This window comes from Micromonospora sp. NPDC050495 (assembly GCF_040655175.1).
In the GTDB taxonomy this organism is placed as follows: domain Bacteria; phylum Actinomycetota; class Actinomycetes; order Mycobacteriales; family Micromonosporaceae; genus Micromonospora.
This window is the reverse complement of record NZ_JBFAJK010000019.1, coordinates 90896-112126: the sequence shown is the minus strand read 5'-3', so window position 1 is coordinate 112126 and position 21231 is coordinate 90896. Positions and strand designations below refer to the sequence as shown.

The 21231-nt window shown below is 70.9% G+C and carries 15 protein-coding genes; 5 read left to right on the top strand and 10 right to left on the bottom strand.

The features are described from left to right. Positions 1 to 140: 140 nt before the first annotated feature. Both AB0I11_RS19915 and AB0I11_RS19910 read right to left on the bottom strand, forming a co-directional pair. Complete coding sequence (locus AB0I11_RS19915; protein WP_357322184.1) at positions 141 to 1574, bottom strand: endo-1,4-beta-xylanase; 1434 nt, start codon at positions 1572 to 1574, stop codon at positions 141 to 143. A 251-nt stretch (positions 1575 to 1825) separates the two neighbouring features. Next, a complete protein-coding gene (locus AB0I11_RS19910; protein ID WP_357322181.1) occupies positions 1826 to 3016 on the bottom strand; it encodes an endo-1,4-beta-xylanase in 1191 nt (396 codons plus the stop codon). Between the two features lie 366 nt (positions 3017 to 3382). Between AB0I11_RS19910 and AB0I11_RS19905 the strand changes: the two genes are divergently transcribed. Then, the gene (locus AB0I11_RS19905) at positions 3383 to 4402 is read left to right on the top strand and encodes a LacI family DNA-binding transcriptional regulator (RefSeq protein WP_357322178.1); all 1020 of its coding nucleotides are present in this window, start codon (positions 3383 to 3385) and stop codon (positions 4400 to 4402) included. A 52-nt stretch (positions 4403 to 4454) separates the two neighbouring features. Here the strand turns inward: AB0I11_RS19905 and AB0I11_RS19900 are convergent, their stop codons facing one another. Then, entirely contained in the window at positions 4455 to 5435 is a 981-nt protein-coding gene (locus tag AB0I11_RS19900; RefSeq protein ID WP_357322196.1) for a LacI family DNA-binding transcriptional regulator, read from the bottom strand. Between the two features lie 205 nt (positions 5436 to 5640). On the opposite strand from AB0I11_RS19900, the gene AB0I11_RS19895 reads away from it, so the two are divergent. From AB0I11_RS19895 to AB0I11_RS19880, 4 genes are read left to right on the top strand one after another with little or no spacing between them, the layout of a single operon-like run. Beyond that, complete coding sequence (locus tag AB0I11_RS19895) at positions 5641 to 6909, top strand: extracellular solute-binding protein (RefSeq protein WP_357322175.1); 1269 nt, start codon at positions 5641 to 5643, stop codon at positions 6907 to 6909. After that, the gene (locus AB0I11_RS19890) at positions 6906 to 7901 is read left to right on the top strand and encodes a sugar ABC transporter permease (RefSeq protein WP_357322172.1); all 996 of its coding nucleotides are present in this window, start codon (positions 6906 to 6908) and stop codon (positions 7899 to 7901) included. The genes AB0I11_RS19895 and AB0I11_RS19890 overlap by 4 nt, the downstream gene beginning before the upstream one ends. Beyond that, positions 7898 to 8764 (top strand): carbohydrate ABC transporter permease, encoded by an 867-nt coding sequence (locus AB0I11_RS19885; protein WP_357322193.1) that lies wholly within the window; start codon positions 7898 to 7900, stop codon positions 8762 to 8764. Before AB0I11_RS19890 ends, AB0I11_RS19885 begins: the two co-directional genes overlap by 4 nt. 38 nt (positions 8765 to 8802) lie before the next feature. Continuing rightward, positions 8803 to 11127, top strand: coding sequence for a glycoside hydrolase family 3 N-terminal domain-containing protein (locus AB0I11_RS19880; protein ID WP_357322168.1), 2325 nt, complete (start codon positions 8803 to 8805; stop codon positions 11125 to 11127). 47 nt (positions 11128 to 11174) lie between these two features. On the opposite strand, the gene AB0I11_RS19875 is transcribed toward AB0I11_RS19880, so the two are convergent. The 7 genes from AB0I11_RS19875 to AB0I11_RS19845 form a co-directional block, all read right to left on the bottom strand. After that, positions 11175 to 13268 (bottom strand): alpha-glucuronidase, encoded by a 2094-nt coding sequence (locus tag AB0I11_RS19875; protein WP_357322165.1) that lies wholly within the window; start codon positions 13266 to 13268, stop codon positions 11175 to 11177. Beyond that, positions 13265 to 15298 carry a beta-galactosidase gene (locus AB0I11_RS19870; RefSeq protein ID WP_357322162.1) on the bottom strand — a complete coding sequence of 678 codons (2034 nt, stop codon included), beginning with the start codon at positions 15296 to 15298 and terminating at the stop codon, positions 13265 to 13267. The genes AB0I11_RS19875 and AB0I11_RS19870 overlap by 4 nt, the downstream gene beginning before the upstream one ends. Continuing rightward, on the bottom strand, positions 15295 to 15981 hold the full coding sequence (locus AB0I11_RS19865; RefSeq protein ID WP_357322159.1) for a DUF624 domain-containing protein: 687 nt from the start codon (positions 15979 to 15981) through the stop codon (positions 15295 to 15297). Before AB0I11_RS19865 ends, AB0I11_RS19870 begins: the two co-directional genes overlap by 4 nt. Continuing rightward, positions 15978 to 17507: a xylan 1,4-beta-xylosidase gene (locus tag AB0I11_RS19860; protein WP_357322156.1), complete on the bottom strand. Its 1530-nt coding sequence runs from the start codon at positions 17505 to 17507 to the stop codon at positions 15978 to 15980. The genes AB0I11_RS19865 and AB0I11_RS19860 overlap by 4 nt, the downstream gene beginning before the upstream one ends. A 116-nt stretch (positions 17508 to 17623) precedes the next feature. Then, positions 17624 to 19261, bottom strand: a complete 1638-nt coding sequence (locus tag AB0I11_RS19855) for an extracellular solute-binding protein (RefSeq protein WP_357322153.1) — start codon at positions 19259 to 19261, stop codon at positions 17624 to 17626. Positions 19262 to 19310: 49 nt separating this feature from the next. Further along, the gene (locus AB0I11_RS19850) at positions 19311 to 20243 is read right to left on the bottom strand and encodes a carbohydrate ABC transporter permease (protein ID WP_357322150.1); all 933 of its coding nucleotides are present in this window, start codon (positions 20241 to 20243) and stop codon (positions 19311 to 19313) included. After that, positions 20237 to 21229, bottom strand: a complete 993-nt coding sequence (locus AB0I11_RS19845) for an ABC transporter permease subunit (RefSeq protein WP_357322147.1) — start codon at positions 21227 to 21229, stop codon at positions 20237 to 20239. Before AB0I11_RS19845 ends, AB0I11_RS19850 begins: the two co-directional genes overlap by 7 nt. Between the last annotated feature and the right edge of the window lie 2 nt (positions 21230 to 21231).

Sequence of the window (21231 nt, the reverse complement as noted above, 5' to 3'; positions counted from 1 at the left end):
TCTCCCCCCCCCGCCCCGCGTCGGGGGGGGGCGGGGGGCCCCCGCGCCCCCCCCCCGCGCCGCGGCGCCACGGGGACGTCGCGGCCGGCGCCGCGGCCGGCCCCCCGACGCCGGAGGCTCCGGCGTCGGGCCGCGGCCGGTCAGCCGGCGGTGCAGGTGGCGGTGCCGGACGGCCCGGTGCCGACACCCTGGAAGCCGAACTCGGTGGTCGCGCCGGCGCCGACCTGGCTGTTGTAGTCGACGTTGCGGAACGTCACGGCACCGCTGGTGGCGCTCGGCTGGGCGCTCCAGGTGTTGGTGATCGTGGCACCCGAGGGCAGCGTGAGCGTGACGCTCCAGCCGTTCAACGGGCTCGCGCCGGCGGTGACCCGCACGCTCGTGACGAAGCCGCCCTGCCACTGGTTGAGCGTCAGCGACGCGGTGCAGCCGTTGCCCGAGGGCGGCGGCGTGGTCGGCGGCGCGGTGGTCGGGGGAGCGGTGGTCGGGGGAGCGGTGGTCGGCGGCGCGGTGGTCGGCGGCGGCGTGGCGCCGCCGGCGTTGAGGGCGTCGAGCACCGCGGTGTACGCCTGCTTCTTGTTGCCGTTGCCGTCGAAGAGCAGCGGCGTGCCGCTGGCCCGCCACGAGTCGCTGTCCCGGATGCCCCAGACGGTGATCCCGTTGCAGCGGGACACGGCCAGGCAGTCCTTGACCACGTTGCCGTAGGTGGCGGCCTGGGTGCTGCCGGAGCCCTCGATGTCCAACTCGGTGATCTGCACGTCGACGCCGAGGGTGGCGAAGTTCTGCAGCGTGGTGCGGTAGTTGCCCGGGTACGGCGAGCCGCTGTTGAAGTGCGACTGCAGGCCGACGCAGTCGATCGGCACGCCCCGCGCCTTGAAGTCCTTGACCATGTTGTACACGCCCTGGGTCTTCTCCCAGGTCCAGTTGTCGATGTTGTAGTCGTTGTAGCAGAGCTTGGCGTCCGGGTCGGCGGCGCGGGCGGTGCGGAACGCCACCTCGATCCAGTCGTTGCCGGTGCGCTGGAGGTTGGAGTCGCGGCGGCCGCCGCCGCTGTCGGCGTAGGCCTCGTTCACCACGTCCCAGGCGTAGATCTTGCCCCGGTAGTAGGTGGCGACCTGGGTGATGTGGTTGATCATCGCCTGCCGCAGCGCCGTGCCGGAGAGGTTCTGCGCCCAGCTGGGCTGCTGCTGGTGCCACGCCAGGGCGTGCCCGCGTACCCGCATGCCGTTCGACCGGGCGTGGTTGACGATCCGGTCGGCGTTGCTGAAGGAGAACTGGCCCTGGGACGGCTCGGTGGCGTCCCACTTCATCTCGTTCTCGGGGGTGACCATGTTGAACTCGCGGTTCAGGATGCCGACGTAGGTGGCGTCCGAGAGCTTGTAGGCGGCCACCGCCGTGCCGAAGTAGCGCCCCTGCTCCGCCGCCGCCGAACCCAGCGTGGTGCCGGCGCTGGCGCTGGAGGCCACCACCACCGAGGCGGCGATCATCGCCGCTCCGGCCGCCGCCGCCAGCAGCGCGGCCAGGGGCCGGCGCCGGCTCGTCGAACTCCCGCTGCCGCGGGCGAGCACGTTGTCCATCAAGGAGCCTTTCGATAGCTGTACCGATGAGGAGGTCCGCTTCGACGACTGCCCGCCACGGTGGTCGGCTCGGCTCGCGACGCGGCCGCCCGGGGGCCGCGCGGATCGGGATGGTCTCCCGCCCCACCGTGAGTAATCGAAGCTAATCTCTCGAAAACTAACGGAACAATTCCGAAATCTCAATGCCCCGGCCCCGGACATGGTGAGCGGGGCCGGTGGATCGACCGGCCCCGCTCACCATCCACCCGCGCCTAGCGGCGGGGCCGCTGCGGGATGCGCGGCAGCACGTACGGCGGGCCGCTGTAGATCAGGTCGGCCTTCAACGCCTGGTACGCCCGCTTGGGCTGGTAGTTCTCGTCGTAGATGGTGGCCATGCCCTCCGGCGGGTCGGTGAACCAGCCGGGCACCCAGGAGTGCTTGTCGGTGAAGCCCCAGACGGTGAACGACAGGCAGTGCCGCTCTGCCAGGCAGGCCTGCAGCAGCACGTCGAAGTTCGCCGCCGCCGCCTGCAACCGCGGGTTAATCTCGGCCTCGTCACCCGCCTGCACGCCCTCGGTCAGCTGGCTGCGCACGTCGACCTCGGTGAACGCGGTGGCCAGGCCCAGGCCGGCGAACTTCCGCAGCGCCTCGACGACCTGGAAGGTGTCGAAGTTGCCGTACTGGGTGCCGAGGTGACCCTGGCTGCCGATGCCGTCGATCGGTACGCCCTGGGCCCGCAGTTGCTTGGCCATGTCGTACACGAACTGGGTCTTGTCGTTGGCCGGGTCCCGCGAGCCGAACGCCTCGATGTTGTAGTCGTTGTAGAACAGCAGCGCGTGCGGGTCGGCGGCGCGGGCCCAGCGGAACGCGTCGGCGATGTAGCCCGGGCCGAGGTGCTCGGCCCAGAATCCCTTGTAGTGCAGGGTCGACGGGGTGTCCCACGGGTCGCTGACCGCCTCGTTCACCACGTCCCACTGCCAGATCCGGCCCTTGAAGTGGGTGACCACGTTGGTGATGTGCTGGCGCAGGATGTCGCGCAGCTCGGCGGTGCTGATCGAGCCGTCGGCCACGCCGCTGGTCAGCCAGCCGGGCAGCTGGTTGTGCCAGACCAGGACGTGCCCGCGGACCCGCTGGTCGTGCTGCCGGGCGAAGGTGACCAGCTCGTCGGCCGGCCCCCAGTTGTAGGTGCCGCGGGTCGCCTCCAGGCTCTCCCACTTCATCGCGTTCTCGGCGGTGACCGTGGAGAACTCCGAGGCGGCCAGCTCGCGGTAGCGCGGGTCGGCGGGGTCGTCGAGGGCCGCCAGGTCCACGGCCGTGCCGACCGCCAGACCGTGGCGCAGCGCCAGGTTGCGCAGGCTCTGGTCGGTGGGATCGTAGGGGCGGCCGGCGGTGGCCGGCGAGGTGAGCACGGCGGCGGTCGCCACGGCGACCGCGCCGGCGGCTATCCATCGTCGCAGTTTCATGAGCGTTCCTCCGGGTGGTGCGAACGGGCGGACCAGGAGTCGATGCGGGTCGCGGCCGGTGCGGCAGGAGCGGCGCCGATCAGCGGGGACGGTGCGGGAGTCGATACTTCCGGGCAAACTTCCGGTAGCTGAGCCGGAACAATACGATCGTCAATCCCCCTCGTCAACACCGCCGTCGGTCCGGTCGGCGGCGGCGCCGAAGCGGCCGACCAGGTACGGCAGGGCCTTGACCCGGAACGTGAGGGGTCATACGGTGCCCTTCAAAGCGATCGAAAGTATCGGTGTCCGGCCGGGTGCCCGTGGGCGCAGGGCGGCTCCGGCCGGGGTTTGTCGTCGGTCGCTCGAGCCAGGACGAAAGGGCGACCGGTGACGTCGGACGATTCCCGGAAAGTCACCATCGCGGCGATCGCGCAGTTGGCCGGCGTCTCGGTGCCCACGGTGTCGCGGGTCATCAACGGCCGCTCCGATGTCGCGCCGCAGACCCGGGAACGGGTCGAGGAGCTGCTGACGCGGCACGGTTACCGCCGCCGCCGGCCGAGCATGCGGGCCAGCTCCGGCCTGATCGACCTGGTCTTCAACGACCTGGACAGCCCGTGGGCGGTCGAGATCATCCGTGGGGTCGAGGACGTGGCGCACGCCGCCGGCATCGGCACCGTGGTCTCCGCGATCCACCGGCGTAGCTCGTCCGCCCGGCAGTGGCTGGACAACCTGCGCACCCGCTCCACCGAGGGGGTCATCTTCGTGACCTCGACCCTCGAGCCGCCGCTGCAGGCGGAGCTGCGCCGGCTCAACATCCCGGTCGTCATCGTCGACCCCACGGGGGTGCCGCCGCAGGAGTCACCGACCATCGGCGCGACCAACTGGGTGGGCAGCCTGCGCGCGACGGAATACCTGCTCGCGCTCGGCCACCGGCGGATCGGCTTCATCTCCGGGCCGCCGCAGCTGATGTGCAGCCGGGCCCGCCTGGACGGCTACCGGGCGGCGCTGGACAGCTCCGGCCTCAGCGTCGACGACGAGCTGATCCACCCGGGCAACTTCTACCACGAGGCCGGGTTCGCCGCCGGCGCCCAACTGCTGCGCCTGCCCGACCCGCCCACCGCGATCTTCGCCGCCAGCGACCAGATGGCCCTCGGCGTCTACGAGGCCGTCCGGCGGCGCGGCCTGCGGGTGCCCGACGACATCAGCGTGATCGGCTTCGACGACCTGCCGGAGGTGCGGTGGTGCTCCCCGCCGCTGACCACGGTCCGGCAGCCCTTGGCCAAGATGGGTCTGCTCGCCGCCCGGACGATCCTGCGCCTGGCGCAGGGGGAGCGGATCGAGAGTCCGCGGGTGGAGCTGGCCACCGAGCTCGTGGTGCGCGACAGTGCGGCCCCGCTGGCCGGCTGACCCCCGCCGGGTCGCGCGGGAGGTGGCTCCGGGCGCGGCCCGGGCCGCGGCGTCACGGGTGGGCCCGGCACGAGGCCCGCACGACCAGCTCGGTGGGGAGCCGGATGTGGGTGTCGCGTTCGACGCCGGCGATCAGATCGATGAGCAGGCGCAGCGACTCGGCGCCCATCCGCTGCAGCGGCTGCATGATCGTCGTCAGCGGCGGGTTCACCAGTGCCGACTCCGGGATGTTGTCGAAGCCGATCACGGACAGGTCGTCGGGCACGGTGAGTCCCATGTTCCGGGCGACGTCCATGGTGGAGATCGCGGAGAGGTCGTTGCCGGCGAAGATCGCCGTCGGCCGGTCGGGGAGCGTGAGCAGCTCGGCGGCCGTGCCGGCGGCGCTCTCGGTGCGGAAGCCGCCGACGCGCACGATCCGCTCGTCCACCGCCACCCCGGCGTCGGACATGGCCTTGCGGAAGCCCGCCTCGCGCAGGCGCGCGGACTCCAGGTCGGGGCGCCCGCTGATGTGCGCGATGCGGCGGTGGCCGAGCGCCAGCAGGTAGTTGGTGGCGAGCACGGCGCCGGCGAAGTTGTCCGAGTCGACGGTGGGCAGGCCGGACGGGCCGGTGTGGGGGTCGACGGCCACGACGTGGAAGCCGTGCTTGGTCTCGATCACGGTCGGGGTGACGATCACGGCGCCGTCGATGAGGGTCCCGGAGAGCCGGGCCAGCGAGCGCCGCTCCCAGCCTATGGCGGCGCCCTCGCCGTCGCCGCTGGAGTAGGCCAGCAACTGGTACCCGCTGCCGGCGACCTCCCGGGACGCTCCCTTGAGCAGCTCGGTCGAGAACGGCTCGAACTCGGCGACCAGGATGCCGAGCACGTTCGTACGGTGGCTGCGCAGGCTCTGCGCCCCCAGGCTGGCCTCGTAGCCGAGCTCGCGGATCACCTGCTGGACGCGCTCCACGGTTGCCTGGGCCACGCCGTACCTTCCATTGACAACCTTCGATACTGTTGCCACCGAGACGCCGGCAGTTCGTGCCACATCCGACATCTTGACGCGCTCCGGGAACACCACGCCGACGATGATAGAGCCGCTGCTTAGCCCGTGTCCCGAGTGATTCGAAAACGTTATCGATACCGATTGACAGTGACGTACCCGACTGAAAAACTCCCCCGCAGGCCGAGTACCACCACTGCCTACGGAGGAGACGTCGATGGCGATAAAGCGCCGTGCGGGTGCCGCCCTGGCACTGCTTATGACAAGCGCTCTCGTCGTCGCTGGTTGCAACAGCGGCGGCGACGATGAGAAGTCCAACGAGAGTGAGCTGTACAAGAACCCGGTGACCCTCACCTGGTGGCACAACGCCAACCAGGACGGGCCCGGCAAGACCTACTGGGAGAAGGTCGCCAAGGACTTCTCCACGGCGCACCCGACCGTCAAGATCGAGATCGAGGCGATCGAGACCAACCAGCTCCAGCGCACCCGGATCCCCGCCGCGCTGCTGAGCAACGACCCGCCGGACATCTTCATGACCTGGGGTGGTGGCGAGCTGCGCGATCAGGTCGAGGCCGACTACCTCAAGGACATCACCGACCAGGTCAAGACCGAGGTTGCCAACATCGGCAGCGCGGCCGAGATCTGGCAGGTGGACGGCAAGCAGTATGGCCTGCCGTTCCGGATGGGCATCGAGGGCATCTGGTACAACAAGGACATGTTCGCCCAGGCGGGCATCACCGCGCCGCCGGCCACCTTCGACGAGCTCAACGCCGCCGTCACCAAGCTCAAGGCCATCAACGTCACCCCGATCGCCGTCGGTGCCGGCGACAAGTGGCCCGCCGCGCACTGGTGGTACAACTTCGCGCTGCGTGACTGCTCGGTCGACACCCTGAAGAAGGCGTCCCTCGACAAGAAGTTCGACGACCCGTGCTTCGTGAAGGCCGGCCAGGACCTGAAGGCCTTCATCGACACCAAGCCGTTCCAGAACAACTTCATCGCCACCCCCGGCCAGAACGACCCGACCAGCGCCAACGGTCTGCTCGCCAACGGCAAGGCCGCGATGGAGCTGATGGGCGACTGGAACCGCGGCACCCTGGACACCGTCGCCACGGACAAGGCCAAGCTCGCCAAGTTCCTCGGCTGGTTCCCGGTGCCGGCGATCTCCGGTTCCGCCGGTGACCCCAAGGCCGCCCTCGGCGGCGGTGACGGGTTCGCCTGTGCCAAGAACGCCCCGGCCGAGTGCGTCGAGTTCCTCAAGTACATCGCCAGCCCCGAGGTGCAGAAGGGCTACGCCGAGACTGGCACCGGTCTGCCCGTGGCGAAGGGCGCGGAGGCCGGCATCAAGGACCCGGCCCTGAAGTCCATCCTGGAGGCCACGTCCCAGGCCAGCTACGTGCAGCTCTGGCTGGACACCGCCTACGGCAGCACCGTCGGCACCGCGATGAACGACGGGATCGTCGGCATCTTCTCGGGCAAGGGCACGCCCGAGCAGGTCGTCGAGCGGATGAAGGCAGCCGCGAGCAAGTGACCTCCACCGACCAGACCCGGTTCCCCGCCGGCGGCGTCTCGACGCCGCCGGCGGGTCACCGGCCCGCCGGGCGCGCATCCCGGCGGGCCGAGACCCGCCGCAAGTGGTACGAGATCGTCGGGCTCACCACGCCGGCGATCGTCGTGTACGTGATGTTCGTGCTGGTGCCCATGGGCTTCGCGGTCTACTACAGCCTCTATCGCTGGCGCGGCGTCGGACCGCCCACCGACTACGTCGGCCTGCGGAACTACACCCTGGCCTTCCAGGACCCGATCTTCCTCGACGCGCTGCGCAACAACGCGATCATCGTGTTCGGGTCGCTGTTGATCCAGGGCCCGGTAGCCCTCGGCATCGCCCTGCTGCTCAACCGCCGCTTCCGCGGGCGCGCCCTGTTCCGCCTGCTGGCGTTCGTGCCCTACGTGCTCGCCGAGGTCACCGTCGGCATCATGTGGAAGCTGATCCTGGTGGAGAACGGCTCGCTCGACGCGCTGCTGAAATCGCTCGGACTCGGCGGCCTGGTCCAGGCGTGGCTCGCCGACCTCGACGTCGTCATCTGGACGCTGCTGTTCGTCCTCACCTGGAAGTACGTCGGCTTCGCCATCATCCTCCTGCTCGCCGGCCTGTCCAACGTGCCGCACGAGCTGACCGAGGCCGCCGCCATCGACGGCGCGAGCTGGTGGCAGACCCAGCGGCACGTCACCCTCCCGCTGCTCGGGCCGACCATCCGGATCTGGGCGTTCCTGTCGATGATCGGCTCGCTGCAGGTCTTCGACGTGATCTGGGTGACCTCGGTGCCCGCGGTGCGGTCGCTCGGGGCCTCCGGCACGATGGCGACGTACATGGTGGACAACGGGTTCTTCGCCCGGCTGTGGGGCTACGGCAACGCGGTGGCCGTCATCCTCTTCGTCATCTCGTTCGTCGCGGCGCTGCTGTTCCAGCGCTTCATCCTGCGCCGGGACATCGAGGGCGCCATCACCCGGAGGGCGAACTGATCGTGGCCACCAACCCCGTCCTCTCCCCGTCCGGGCAGCGCCGGCCGCTGTCCTGGGGCACCCCGCTCACCTACGCGCTGGCGCTCGCCATCGCGGCCGTCTCGATCGCCCCGATCCTCTACGTGGTCATCGGCGGCTTCCGGACCACTCCCCAGATCGTCGCGGACCCCGCCGGCCTGCCCGACCCGTGGGTCTGGGAGAACTACTCCCGGGTGCTGAGCCGGAGCAACTTCTGGCAGCAGGCGTTCAACAGTGGAGTGATCGCCCTCGGCACCACCCTCGGCGTCGTGGTGCTCGGGATGGCCGCCGCGTTCGTGCTGGCCCGCTACACCTTCCGGGGGCGTGAGGCGCTCTACACCTTCTTCACCCTCGGCCTGCTCTTCCCGGCCGGCGCGGCGATCCTGCCGCTCTACCTGATGCTGCGCGACCTGAACCTGATCAATTCCTACTACGCCGTGATCCTCCCGCAGGTCGCCTTCCAGCTACCGCTGACGATCGTGATCCTGCGGCCGTTCCTGTCCGCCATCCCTCGCGAGTTGGAGGACGCGGCCGCGATCGACGGCGCGAACCGGCTCGGCTTCCTCTGGCGCATCGCGCTGCCACTGTCGCGGCCCGCGCTGGTCACCGTCGGCGTGCTCGCGTTCGTGGCCAGCTGGAACGCGTTCCTGCTGCCGCTTCTCGTCCTCGGCGACGTCAACCTGCACACGCTGCCGCTCGGGGTGCAGAGCTTCTCGAGCCAGTACTCCACCGACACCGCGGGCGTGCTCGCCTTCACCTCACTGGCGATGCTGCCGGCACTGCTCTTCTTCACGATGGCCGAGAAGCAGATCGTCGGTGGCCTCCAGGGCGCGGTCAAGGGCTGAGCGACAGCGGTAGCAGCACAATCAAGGAAAGGCACAACATGACTGAGGTCCACGCGGCTGTGGGCGGGCCGGTACCGGCTCAGGCAGCTCCCGACCACGACCGGCCCGATGGACACGCCGGCGAGGCCCGCGTACGCGAGCTGCTCGGCCGGATGACGATCGAGGAGAAGGTCGCCCAGCTCGTCGGTTTCTGGGAGAAGGAGGACGGCGAGGCGGTCGCGCCCCTGCAGGGCGAGTTCGGCGATTCCACCAAACTCGAGGACTTCGCCCGGCACGGGCTCGGCCACCTGACCCGGGCCTACGGCACCCGCCCCGTCGACGCGGTGACCCGCGCGGCCTGGCTGTGGAAGTTCCAGCGGGAGCTGGTGACCGGCACCCGGCTCGGGATCCCGGCGATCGTCCACGAGGAGTGCCTCACCGGGCTCTCGGCGTGGCAGGCCGCCACCTTTCCCACCCCGCTGGGCTGGGGGGCCGCGTTCGACCCGGAACTCGTCAGCGAGATGGCCGAGGCGATCGGGGCCTCCATGCGGACGCTCGGCATCCACCAGGGCCTCGCCCCGGTGCTCGACGTGATCCGGGACCCGCGCTGGGGCCGGGTCGACGAGTGCATCGCCGAGGACCCCTACCTGGTCGGCACCATCGGCACGTCGTACGTGCGCGGCCTCCAGTCGCAGGGCGTACTGGCCACGCTGAAGCACTTCGCCGGCTACTCCGCCTCCCGCGCCGGGCGTAACTTCGCCCCGGTGCACGCCGGGCCGCGGGAACTCGCCGACGTGCTGTTCCCGCCGTTCGAGATGGCGATCCTCGACGGCAACGCCCGCAGCATCATGCACTCGTACACGGAGATCGACGGCGTGCCGGTGGCCGCCGACCCGACGATGCTGACCGGCGTGCTGCGCGACCGGTGGGGTTTCGACGGCACCGTGGTGGCCGACTACTACGGCGTCGCGTTCCTGAACCTGCTGCACCAGGTCGCGGCCGACCACGCGGAGGCGGCCGCGCAGGCGCTCGCGGCGGGTGTCGACATCGAGCTGCCGACCGGCGACGCCTACCTGACCCTGCGGGAGCAGGTGCGGGCCGGCACGGTCGACGAGGCGCTCGTCGACCGGGCGGTGCTGCGGGTCCTGCGCCAGAAGCTGGAACTCGGGCTGCTCGACGCCACGTTCACCGACGAGCCGCCCCGCGCGGTCGACCTGGACTCACCGCAGCACCGGTCGATCGCCCGCCGCCTCGCCGAGGAGTCGCTCGTCCTGGTCGCCAACCAGGACGTGCTGCCGCTGCCCGCCGGCCGGCGGGTGGCGATCATCGGCCCGAACGCGGACCGCCAGGCCGCCCTCTTCGGGTGCTACTCCTTCCTCAACCACGTGCTGGTCCAGCACCCCGGGGTGGAGACCGGCATCGAGGTGCCGACGGTGCTCGAGGCGCTCCGGGCCGAGTTCGGCGCCGACCTGGTCACCGCGGCGAACGGCTGCGACGTGGACAGCGACGACCGGTCCGGCTTCGACGAGGCGGTCGCCGCGGCCAGCGCCGCCGACGTCGCCGTCCTGGCCGTCGGGGATCACGCCGGCCTCTTCGGGCGCGGCACGGTCGGCGAGGGCTGCGACCGGGAGGACCTGGAGCTGCCCGGCGTCCAGCGCGAGCTCGTCGAGGCGGTCCTGGCGACCGGTACCCCGGTCGTGCTCGTGCTGCTCACCGGCCGGCCGTACGCGATCGGCTGGGCGCTGTCCCGCTGCGCGGCCGTGGTGCAGGCGTTCTTCCCCGGTGAGGAGGGGGCCGGGGCGATCGCGGGCGTGCTCTCCGGGCGGGTCAACCCGTCGGGCCGGCTCCCGGTCAGCCTGCCGGGCTCGGCGGGGGCGCAGCCGTACTCGTACCTGCACCCCACGCTCGGCGAGGGCAACGAGGTGACCAACCTGGCGGCGACGGCGGTGGCCCCGTTCGGGCACGGCCTGTCGTACACGACGTTCGCGCACACCGGCCTGACCGTGCCCGCCACGGTGCCGACCGACGGGGCGCTGCGGGTGGCCGTCCAGGTGACGAACTCCGGCGCGGTCGCCGGCGACGACGTGGTCCAGCTCTACGGCCGGGACGTGGTGGCCTCGGTGACCCGGCCGGTGGCCCAGCTGCTCGGCTACCAGCGGGTGCACCTGGAGCCGGGCCAGACGGTCACCGTGGAGCTGACGGTGCCCACCACCCGCCTGGCCTTCACCGACCGCACCCTCACCCGGGTGGTGGAGCCCGGTGACGTCGACCTCTGGGTCGGCACCAGCGCGCAGCGGGACACGGAGGCGCGCACCACCCTGGTGGGCGCCACCGTGCCGGTCACCAACGACTCACCGCGCTGGACGACCGCCGAGATCAGGTGAGGCCGGTCCGCCGGGCGTCCCCGTGGGCGCCCGGCGGGCCAGCCCGGTCAGTGGATCCGCCGGCCCCGCGCGTCCGGCACCCCGGACTTGCGGAAGAAGTAGGCGTTGACCTGGTCCCGCCACTCCTGCGCGCAGCGCACCTGCTCGTCGAGGCGCTCCCGGACCCGGTCGTGCAGCGCCCGGTCGACCCGGCCGGACAGCGCATCCCACCGGCGCCGCATCGCGTGGACCTGCTCGACGCCGGCGAAGTGGGTGTCGTAGATGTGCTGGATCACGGTCGAGCCGCTGCGCAGCACGTGCCCGTACGGCACGTGGTGGAAGAAGAGCAGCAGCTCGTCCGGGCACCGCTCGACCGACTCGTAGACCTCCGACCAGGGCGGCGGGTACTGGCCGGTGAACCCGGTGCCCGAGGCGCGGGTGCGGTCCACGCCCACCCCGTCCCGGTCGGCGAAGTGGTAGGTGCCCCACCGGCTGTACTCGTACCCGTCCACGTCGGGGCCGTAGTGGAGCCCGGGGCGGACCATGAAGCCGACGCCCAGCGGCGCGGTGTACCGCTCGTAGGTGCGCCAGGAGTCGTCCATCAGCTCGTGCAGGGTCCGCCGCACCAGGTCGGGGTCGCCGTCCGGGGCCGGCGGGAAGGTCAGGCCGATCCACTCGTCGAGCACGGCGGCCGGATCCAGCCGGGGATCCCAGGCCAGCCGGCCGAACGCGTACAGGTTGGCCTGGGCGAGCGGATGCCCGGTCCAGAACGGGTCGTCGCCGACGTTCGAGACGGCGACCAGCCCACCGCCGTCCCCCCGCTCGCCGGCGGCCACACCGGCGACGGTACGGTCGTCGCCCCACGGCGCGAACCGGAGCACCTCGCTCCACCACGGGCCCAGGAAGCACACGTGCCGCTGCTGGCCGGTGTATTCCTGGGTCACCTGGAACTCCACCGCCAACCGGGTGGCCGGCATGGCCGCCAGCACCGGGGAGACCGGCTCCCGGACCTGGAAGTCGATCGGGCCATGCTTCACCTGGACGATCACGTTGGGCCGGAACCGCCCGTCGAGCGGCGCGAAGTGGTCGAAGGCGGCCCGGGCCCGGTCGGTCGACCGGTCCCGCCAGTCCTGCCGGTGGTTGTAGACGAAGGCCCGCCAGTGCACCACCCCGTGGAACGGCGCCAGCGCGTCGGCGAGCAGGTTCGCGCCGTCGGCGTGGTCCCGCCCGTAGCTGAACGGGCCGGGCTGCCCCTCGGAGTCGGCCTTCACCAGGTAGCCGCCGAAGTCCGGGATGCGGTCGTACACCTGGCGGGTGGTCGCGGCCCACCACGCCCGTACCCGCTCGTCCAGCGGGTCGGCGGTCGGCAGGCCACCGAGCACGACCGGCGCGGCGAAGGTGACCGACAGGTGCACCCGGATCCCGTACGGCCGCAGCAGGTCCGCGATCGCGGCCACGTCGCCGAGCCGATCGGTCAGCAGCCGCGCCTCCGTGCCGTGCACGTTGACGTTGTTCACCGAGACCGCGTTGACCCCGGACGCCGCCAGCAGCCGGCCGTAGGCCCGGATCCGGCCCAGGTCACCGCGCGGGGCGCCGTCCCGCCAGAAGATCGACCCGCCCGCGTAGCCGCGCTCGACCTGCCCCATCACCGGATGCACGTCGACGTTGTCCCAGTGGTCGAGCATGCGCCGCCGCATCGCCGGCCGGTGCGCCTGCGGCGGTCGGGCGGCACCGAACGCCGACTCGCCGAGGCGGACCACGTGGAACAGGCCGTACAGCAGTCCCGCCGGTTCCTCGGCCAGCACCACCGTGACGCCGGCCCGCCGGGCCAGCAGGAAGCCCTCGGTGCCGAGCGCCTCCCGGCCGCGCCGGTGCTCGGCGGCGACCTCCTCGGCGCCGGCGGGCAGCGGCCCGGCCGTGGCCAGCGCGAACACCAGGTCGGCCGGGTCGTCGTCGGGGCGCCCGTCCGCCGGGCCTGCCGTGGCCGGCCCGCGCCGCCGTACGCTGCCGCCGTACCGGGCGCAGGCCGCGGTCACCTCCCGCAGCACCGTCTCCACCAGCGGGCCGGCACCGCAGACCAGGGTGCGGCGGGCGCCGAGGGCGCGGAACGCCTCCGGCGGCAACCAGGCGGGGTGCACGTCGACGGGTCGGTCGGTGGTCATGAATCCTCCCGGAGCACCAGGACACCGCGTGCCGCGAGCGTGACCGGGTCGCCGGCCTCGACCCGGTCCCCGGTCAGCAGGTCGACCGCACCGGCGCGGGCGGTCACCTCGACCGGCTCGGCGCGGTGGTTGAGCAGGAACAGCAGGCGCGTGCCGTCCCCGGCGACCCGGACGGCCGTCTCGAGGTCCGGCACGTCCGGGTACGGCCCGACCAGGTGGTGCCGGTCGAGCACCCGCCGGACCACCCAGGAGACGCCCGCCTGGTCCAGCCCGGTCGCGACGTACCAGCCGTCGCCCGCGCCGTAGGTGTTCCGGGTGACGGCCGGGGTGCCGGCGTAGAAGTCGGCCTGGTAGGTGCCGACCGTCTCCGCCCCCTCGGGGATCACCAGCTCGAAGACCAGCCGGCCGGCCACCTCGACCCGGTCGGCGCCGCTGCCCAGGAGCACCGGGTTGACGAACTCCGGTCCGCGGGCGTCCCACTCGTCGACGCGTACGCCCATCAGCTCGGCCAGCGGGCCGGGCACGTCCATGAGGAAGGCGTTGTCGTTCTCGTCGACCCGTCCGGACAGGAACGTGGTCAGCACCGAGCCGCCCCGGGCGGCCACCTCCGCCAGCCGCCCCGCGACGTCGCCCTTGAGCAGGTGCAGCGCCGGCGCGACGACCACGTCGTACCGGGACAGCTCCGCGGTGACCGCCACGACGTCGACGTCCACGCCGGCGTCCCAGAGCGCCCGGTGATAGGCCAGCACCAGCTGCTGGTAGCGGACCAGCCGGGACGGGCCGTCGGAGAGTTCCAACGCCCACCAGCTGTCCCAGTCGAACAGCAGCGCGACCCGGGCCGGGGTACGCGCGCCCAGCGTCGCCGCGCCGAGCCGCTCGAACTCGGACCCCAACTGCGCGACCTCCCGGAACACCCGGGTGTCCGACCGGCCGGCGTGGCCGATGACCGCGCCGTGGTACTTCTCGCTGGCGCCCCGGGAGGCCCGCAGCTGGAAGAAGAGCACCGCGTCCGCGCCGTGCGCCACCGCCTGCCAGCTCCACAGCCGCAGCACCCCCGGCCGCTTCAGCGGGTTCACGTCCCGGCAGGCGGTGTGGCTCGGGGTCTGCTCCATCAACCAGAACGGCTGGCCGTCCTTCAGCCCGCGCATGAGGTCGTGCGTCAGCGCCATCCAGGACGGCGAGCTGTCGTCCGGCGGGTAGTTGTCCCACGAGGCGAAGTCGAGGTGGGGCGCCCAGCGGTGGTAGTCGATCGGCCGGTACATGCCCATGAAGTTGGTGGTGACCGGGACGTCCGGGCTGGACTCGCGGATCGCCGCCTTCTCGTCGAGGAAGGTGGCCAGCATGGCGTCGGACATGAACCGGAGATAGTCCAGGGTGATCCCCTGGAACGCGGTGTGGTCCGGTCCGCGCCAGTGCTCGGTCAGCGCCGACGGCGATTCGATCTGGTCCCAGTCGGTGAAGGTGTGCGACCAGAAGGTCGTGTACCAGGCCTCGTTGAGCGCGTCCAGGGTGCCGTACCGGCGGCGCAGCCAGTCCCGGAAGCCGGCGGCGCACCGGTCGCAGTAGCAGGCGCCGCCGTACTCGTTGCCGACGTGCCAGGCCACGATCGACGGGTTTCCGGCGTACCGCGCGGCGACCCGGCGGGCCAGTTCGCTGGCGAGCCGGCGGAAGACCGGGGAGCTGGGGCAGGAGTTGTGCCGCTGCCCGAACCGGTGCCGGCGTCCCTCGAAGTCGGTGCGGGTCACCTCGGGGTGGGCGCGGGCCAGCCACGCCGGGTGGGCGGCCGTGCCGGTGGCCAGGCAGATCATCCGGCCCTCCGCGGTCGCCCGGTCGACGATCCGGTCCAGCAGCGTGAAGTCGTAGACGTCCGGGGCGGGCTGGGTCTGCGCCCAGGCGAAGACGCCCAGGGTGACCAGGTCGATCCGGGCCTGGTCGAAGAGCCGGTAGTCCTGCTGCCACACCGGTTCGGGCCACTGTTCGGGGTTGTAGTCCCCACCGAAGGGCACCTTGGCGGTGCGGGGCAGCCTCACGCCGTGAAGTCCTTCCGGATCAGGGCGATCATCGGCTCGCTGCCGCGCAGCAGCGCGAAGACCAGCACCGCGCCCAGGGCGACGAGCACCGCCTCGGAGGTCACCAGCACCAGGGCGGTCGCCGCGACCAGCAGGCCCGCCGTGCCCAGCGTGCCGACCGGGGTGCGCAGGATGAAGAACCGGGCCAGCCGCAGCACGTCGCGGAGGCGGAAGGTGAACAACGAGGTGATCACCAGCGCGTTCACCCCGATCAGGGTGACCCCCGCGCCGACCAGGACCAGCGGCACCGCCCACCAGCCGGGCAGGCCCGCGGCCGACAGGTGGGTCAGGTTCGTCGCGATGACGGTCAGCCAGACCAGCAACGGCACCCAGACCAGCAGGGCGTCGCGGAGGTTGGTCCGGTAGCCGCGCCAGAAGACCCGCGCCGGGTGCAGGTCGGTCAGGTCGGGGCGCTGGTGGTGCAGCGCGTAGCATGCGGCGGAGAGCGCCGGGCCGAGCGGGATCGCACACGCCGCGGCCAACGGAAGGTTGCTGATGTCCCGGTCCAGCAGGGTGAGCGCGACGAGGCCGGGCGCGGCGGCGACCAGCAGCAGCAGCTCGACCACGAGCAGGGTGTAGATCAGCGCCGCGGCGCGGGACAGCGGCCCGTCGCCGAACTGGCGGTGGACGCCGGCGTCGCTCATGCGGGTTCCTCTCCGGTGGGCTGGCCGAGCAGCCGCTCGTCGTGCCACCACGGCGGGGTCTCGTCGGCGACCGCGGTCAGCTCGACCAGGGTGACCTCGTGCCGGGACAGGTGCAAGTCGAGCGCGACGCGGCCGGCCACGACGGGCAGGCTGGCGTGCCGCCGGACCGGCTCGGCGGCCTCCCGTAGGGCGTCCAGCTGGCGGGCGTGCGGGGAGGCCGGCCGGCCCATTTCGTGCCATGCCCGCCACGCGTTGCCCGCCTCCTCGCTGACCGACGAGCGCAGCAGGAACGCGGTGCTCGCCCCCGGTGCCAGGGGCAGGGACAGCTGCACGGTGTGCCGGTCGGGGGCCGGCTCGCGGCCGGTGACGTCCACCGGCGCCCAGGCCAGCACGGTGATCCGACCGGTGCCGTCCCGGGTGACCAGGTGGTCCGCGCCGCGGGCGAGGACCTGGTCACCGAGGCGGGCCATGAAGGCGTACAGATGGTAGGTCGGCTTCTTGATCTGGCGGTGGGTGAGCAGGCCGAAGCCGCCGTGGAACAGCGTGGTCGGCACCCCCTCCTCCTCGAACATGTCGCTGAAGGTCCAGTAGGAGAAGGAGTCGACCAGGTCGCCGCCGCCGGCCACCACGGGAGCCAGGTACGCGGCGTGGAAGGCGGTGTCGTGGATCGGGTTGTCGGGCCGGTAGGACGAGTTGAACTCGGTGATGTGCACCGGCAGCCCGGCCAGGGCGGTGTCCCGCAGCAGTGCGGCCGGGGTGGCAAACTGCGCCAGCAGCCCGGCGGCCGGGGTCAGCGTCTGGTGGACGCCGAACGGCACGTGCTGGGCCGGCCCGGAGGAGTAGGCGTGCTTGCTGACGAAGTCGACCGGCACCGACCGGGCGGCGACGAAGTCGGCGAAGCGGGGCAGCCAGTCGTCGGCGCCGGGGGAGAGGGCCGGACCGCCGACCTGCAACCCGGCGTCGACCTCCTTCACGGCGTGCGCGGTGACCTCGTAGAGCCGGTGGTAGGCGGCCTCGTCCGCGCCCTGCCAGAAGTTGGTGAGGTTCGGTTCGTTCCACACCTCGATCGGCCAGCCGCGCACCTCGTCGAGGCCGTACCGGTCGACGAGGTGGGCGACGGTGGCCCGGACCAGGTCGGCCCATTCGGTCCAGGACCCGGGCGGGGTGACGTTGCCGCGCCACCAGAACACCGTCTGGTCGCCGGAGGCGAGGGCCGCGGGCATGAAGCCCAGCTCCACGAACGGGCGGATGCCGAGATCGAGGTAGGCGTCGATCACCTGGTCGACGTAGGTGAAGGCGTGCCGGACGTGGCGCGAGCCCTGGTACTCGTACGGCCGGTGCACGCCGACGCCGTCGCTGAGCAGCCCGTGCCCGCGGATGTGCCGGAAGCCGATCTCCCGCTGGATCAGGGCCAGCGAGTCCTGGTAGTCGCGTCGCAGCGCCAGTTCGAACCGGCCGGTGCCGACGCAGGCGCGCCACGCCTCGGTCAGCCGGCCGGTGGCCTGCTCCGGTACGACGACCCGCATGTCAGTCCTCTCCTCTGCCCTGCGCCCGGCGGCCCGCAGCGGCGCCGCCGGACGGAGGGCCGCCCGAGGGCGTGCCGGCCGGGCGCCGCGTGCGGGCCCGGCCGGCGGCCGTCCGGTCAGCCGTGGTTCTTCTGGTACCGGTCGTAGGCCTTGTTGATGACGTCCAGGTAGGAGCTCATGTGCTTGCCGTTGAGCTCGTTCACGTAGGCGTCCCACTCGCTGAGGTTGCGCTGGCCCAGGATGAACTTCAGCGAGTTCCCGTAGACGAAGTCCTTCAGCGGCGTCTCCCAGAGAGTCACCTGCTCGCGCTCGGCGTCGCTGAGCGGGTGCGGCGGCGCGACCGGGACGGGCGGCCGGGCGTTGAGCACCTTCTGGAACTCCACCTCCTCCGGCGAGAAGAACGCCTGCACCAGCTCCGGCTTGCCGCCGTAGGCGAAGATGCCGTTGTAGAAGCCGAAGTCCTTCTGCAGATGCTTCGTCCCCTTGGGGTTCAGCCCGAGGACGTCGACGTCTGGGGCGAGGGTGTGCTTGCCGGACGAGTCCTTGGTGTAGGTGACCCCCTCGACACCCCACTTGGCGAACTCCTTGCCGGCCTCCGAGTACCAGAGCCAGTCGATGAACTGCATCATCGCCACGAAGTTCTTGCTGTCCCGAGCCTTCGTGGAGATCATGATGCCGTTCTCGAGCCGGGGCGCCGGGTTCATCGGTCCGGCCGGCCCGATCGGGAAGGGGATCTTCGCCATCCGCGCGTTCGGCAACGTCTTCGCCATGTCGGGCCGGTAGTCGTTGACCAGGCTCTGCGCGTTGGCGCTGATCACGAAGGACTTGCCGCTGGCGAGCTTCTGGCGGGCCTGGTCGTCGGTCTGGGTGAAGGTCTCGGGGTCGAGCAGCCCTTCGGCGACCAGCTTGTGCAGGTACTCCAGGATCGCCTTGTACTGCTCCGACGAGCCGTTGTAGATGAACTTCTTGGCGTTCGCGTCCCAGCTGGTGTGCTGGAAGTTCCAGCCGGCCCCCGACAGCCCGTACGACACGGCCAGCATGTTCAGCAGGTTGCCGGCCGGGTTGGGCTTGCCGAACCGGTCGGAGAGTGGGTAGACGTTCGGGTACTTCGCCTTCATTGCCTTGAGCATGGTGTACACGTCGTCCCAGGTCTGCGGGACCGGGATCTTGAGCTCCTCGAGGATGTCCATCCGGACCGCGAGGGTGTAGTCCTGCCAGGGCTTCTCGTGCAGGCCGGGCAGCAGGTAGAACTTGCCGTCCTCCTGCCGGAGCGCGTCGATCTCCGCCTGCAGGTTCCACTTCTCGATGCTGTCCTTGAAGTTCGGCATCAGGTCGAGGTAGTCGCTGACCGGGAGAATGGCGCCCGAGGAGACGTACGCCTCCTCCTGCGGGTGGTAGGTCTTGGGAATGATGAACGGGGCGTCACCGGCGCCGATCAGGACGCTGCGCTTCTGCTCGTAGTCGCTCAGCGGCACGGCGACCGGCTCGATCTTGACACCGGTCCGCTTGGTCAGCTCCGACCAGAACAGCCAGTCGTTCTTCAGCGGATAGTTCGGGTGGTTGTTGTAGAGCATCGAGAACGACACCGACGTGGTGGCCTTGAACTGGTCGCCGACGCCGTACTTGTCCATGGCGCCGACCCGGTTGTCGGCGAGGTCCTTCTTGTCGGCGGCGTCGTCGCCGCAGCCGGCCACCGACACGACGGCGGCCGCGCCGGCGGCGAACAGCAGATGGCGCCGGGATAGCTGAACCATGGGGCATTCCTCTCGGGTGGGGGTGGTGTGCGGGTGGTTGCGTTCGCGGCTATCCCTTGACCGCCCCGAGCATGACTCCGGAGACGAAGTACCGCTGGATGAAGGGGTAGACCGTCAGGATGGGCAGGACCGTGAGCACGATGGTCACGGCCTGGATGGTGGCGGCGGACTGCACGACGTCAGTGGCGCTGCCGAGACCGCCGCCGGTCGAGGTCGCGTCGGTCGCGCCGGCGATGAGATTGCGCAGGTACACCGTCACCGGGAGTAGGTCCATCTGATCCATGTAGAGGAACGCGGAGAACCAGGAGTTCCAGAAGGAGACGGTGTAGAAGAGCAACATGGTGGCGACCACCGCCTTCGACAGCGGCAGCACGATGCGCAGCAGAATTCCGTACGTGTTCAGCCCGTCGACGGCGGCGGCCTCCTCCAACTCGACCGGCAGGCTCTCGAAGAACGCCTTCATGACGAGGAGGTTGAACACGCTGATCGCGTTGGGCAGCGCGATGGCCCACACGGTGTTCTTCAACCCGAGGCTGGTGACCAGGACGTAGTTGGGGATCAGCCCGCCGCTGAAGAACATGGTGAACACGGCGATCCCGACCAGCGCGTTGCGGCCCTTGAGGTGTTTCTTGGACAGCACGTAGGCGTAGCAGGTGGTCAGCACCAACGAGACGGCCGTGGCGACCGCCGTGTAGAAGACCGTGTTGCGATAGTTCGTCCAGAACAGCGGATCGGACATCACCGCCTTGTACGCGGCGATGTTGAATCCGCGAGGGATCAGGTTCACCTGTCCGGCAACGATGTACGCGTTGTCGCTGAGCGACCGCGCCACGATGTTGACGAAGGGGTACAACGTCACCACCACGATGCCGGTCAGCACGATCGCGTTGACCACCTGGAAGACCCGGAAGCCCCGGCTCGGCCGGATACCGGTCCGGCCGCTGGCCGCCCGGCGGGACGTGACCCGGTCGACGATCACCACAGGCTCGCTCCCACCGCTCGCCGGGAGATCGCGTTGGCCGACAGCACCAGCGTCAACCCGATCGCGGACTCGAACAGGCCGATCGCGGCCGCGTAGCTGAAGTTGTTGGAGACGATGCCGACCCGGAACAGGTAGGTGGAGATCACGTCGGCGGTCGGATAGGTCAACGGGTTGTACAACAACAGGATCTTCTCGAACCCGACCGCCATGAAGGTGCCGATGTTGAGGATCAGCAGGGTCACCATCGTCGGCCGGATCCCGGGCAGGGTCACGTGCCAGGTCTGTCGCCACCGGTTGGCCCCGTCGATCCGGGCCGCCTCGTACAGGTCCTCGTCGATGGTGGTCAGCGCGGCCAGGTAGAGGATCGTGCCCCAGCCGACGGTCTGCCAGACCTCCGAGGAGACGTAGATGGTCCGGAACCACCCGGCCTGCTGCAGGAACGGCACCGCCTCGCCGCCGACCGCCCGGACCAGCTGGTTCACCGCCCCGTCGACGGACAACAGCTGCATGACCATGGCCGCCACGATCACGATCGACAGGAAGTGCGGCAGGTACGACACGGACTGGACGAACCGCTTGAGCCGGGTGCTGCGCAGCTCGTTGAGGAGCAGCGCCAGCACGATCGGCAGGGGAAAGCAGAACAGCAGGGTCAACGCGCCCAGCACCAGGGTGTTGGTGAAGACGTCCCAGAACGTCGGGTCGCTCAGGAACATCCGGATGTACCGCAGGCCGACCCAGTACTCGCCGAAGATGCTGCCGCCCGGCCGGAACCGGCGGAAGGCGATCACGTTGCCGAGCATCGGCAGGTACCGGAAGACGAGGAAGAACAGCAGCGGCAGGACGGCCAGCGAGTAGAGCTGCCAGTCCCGGCGCAGCGCCTGTCGCCAGGTGCGCCGGCGCTTGCGCCGGGCGGGCGTGGCGCGGGACGGCGCCGCCGGCGGCGGGCTCGCTGTCGGTGGTGGACGCAGAGCTCCGGGGCTGCTCATCG

Coding starts and splice junctions, on each gene's coding strand:
- AB0I11_RS19915 (WP_357322184.1), bottom strand. CDS start 1,574: ATGGACAACGTGCTCGCCCGCGGCAGCGGGAGTTCGACGAGCCGGCGC.
- AB0I11_RS19910 (WP_357322181.1), bottom strand. CDS start 3,016: ATGAAACTGCGACGATGGATAGCCGCCGGCGCGGTCGCCGTGGCGACC.
- AB0I11_RS19900 (WP_357322196.1), bottom strand. CDS start 5,435: ATGTCGGATGTGGCACGAACTGCCGGCGTCTCGGTGGCAACAGTATCG.
- AB0I11_RS19895 (WP_357322175.1), top strand. CDS start 5,641: ATGACAAGCGCTCTCGTCGTCGCTGGTTGCAACAGCGGCGGCGACGAT.
- AB0I11_RS19880 (WP_357322168.1), top strand. CDS start 8,803: ATGACTGAGGTCCACGCGGCTGTGGGCGGGCCGGTACCGGCTCAGGCA.
- AB0I11_RS19875 (WP_357322165.1), bottom strand. CDS start 13,268: ATGACCACCGACCGACCCGTCGACGTGCACCCCGCCTGGTTGCCGCCG.
- AB0I11_RS19865 (WP_357322159.1), bottom strand. CDS start 15,981: ATGAGCGACGCCGGCGTCCACCGCCAGTTCGGCGACGGGCCGCTGTCC.
- AB0I11_RS19860 (WP_357322156.1), bottom strand. CDS start 17,507: ATGCGGGTCGTCGTACCGGAGCAGGCCACCGGCCGGCTGACCGAGGCG.
- AB0I11_RS19855 (WP_357322153.1), bottom strand. CDS start 19,261: ATGGTTCAGCTATCCCGGCGCCATCTGCTGTTCGCCGCCGGCGCGGCC.
- AB0I11_RS19845 (WP_357322147.1), bottom strand. CDS start 21,229: ATGAGCAGCCCCGGAGCTCTGCGTCCACCACCGACAGCGAGCCCGCCG.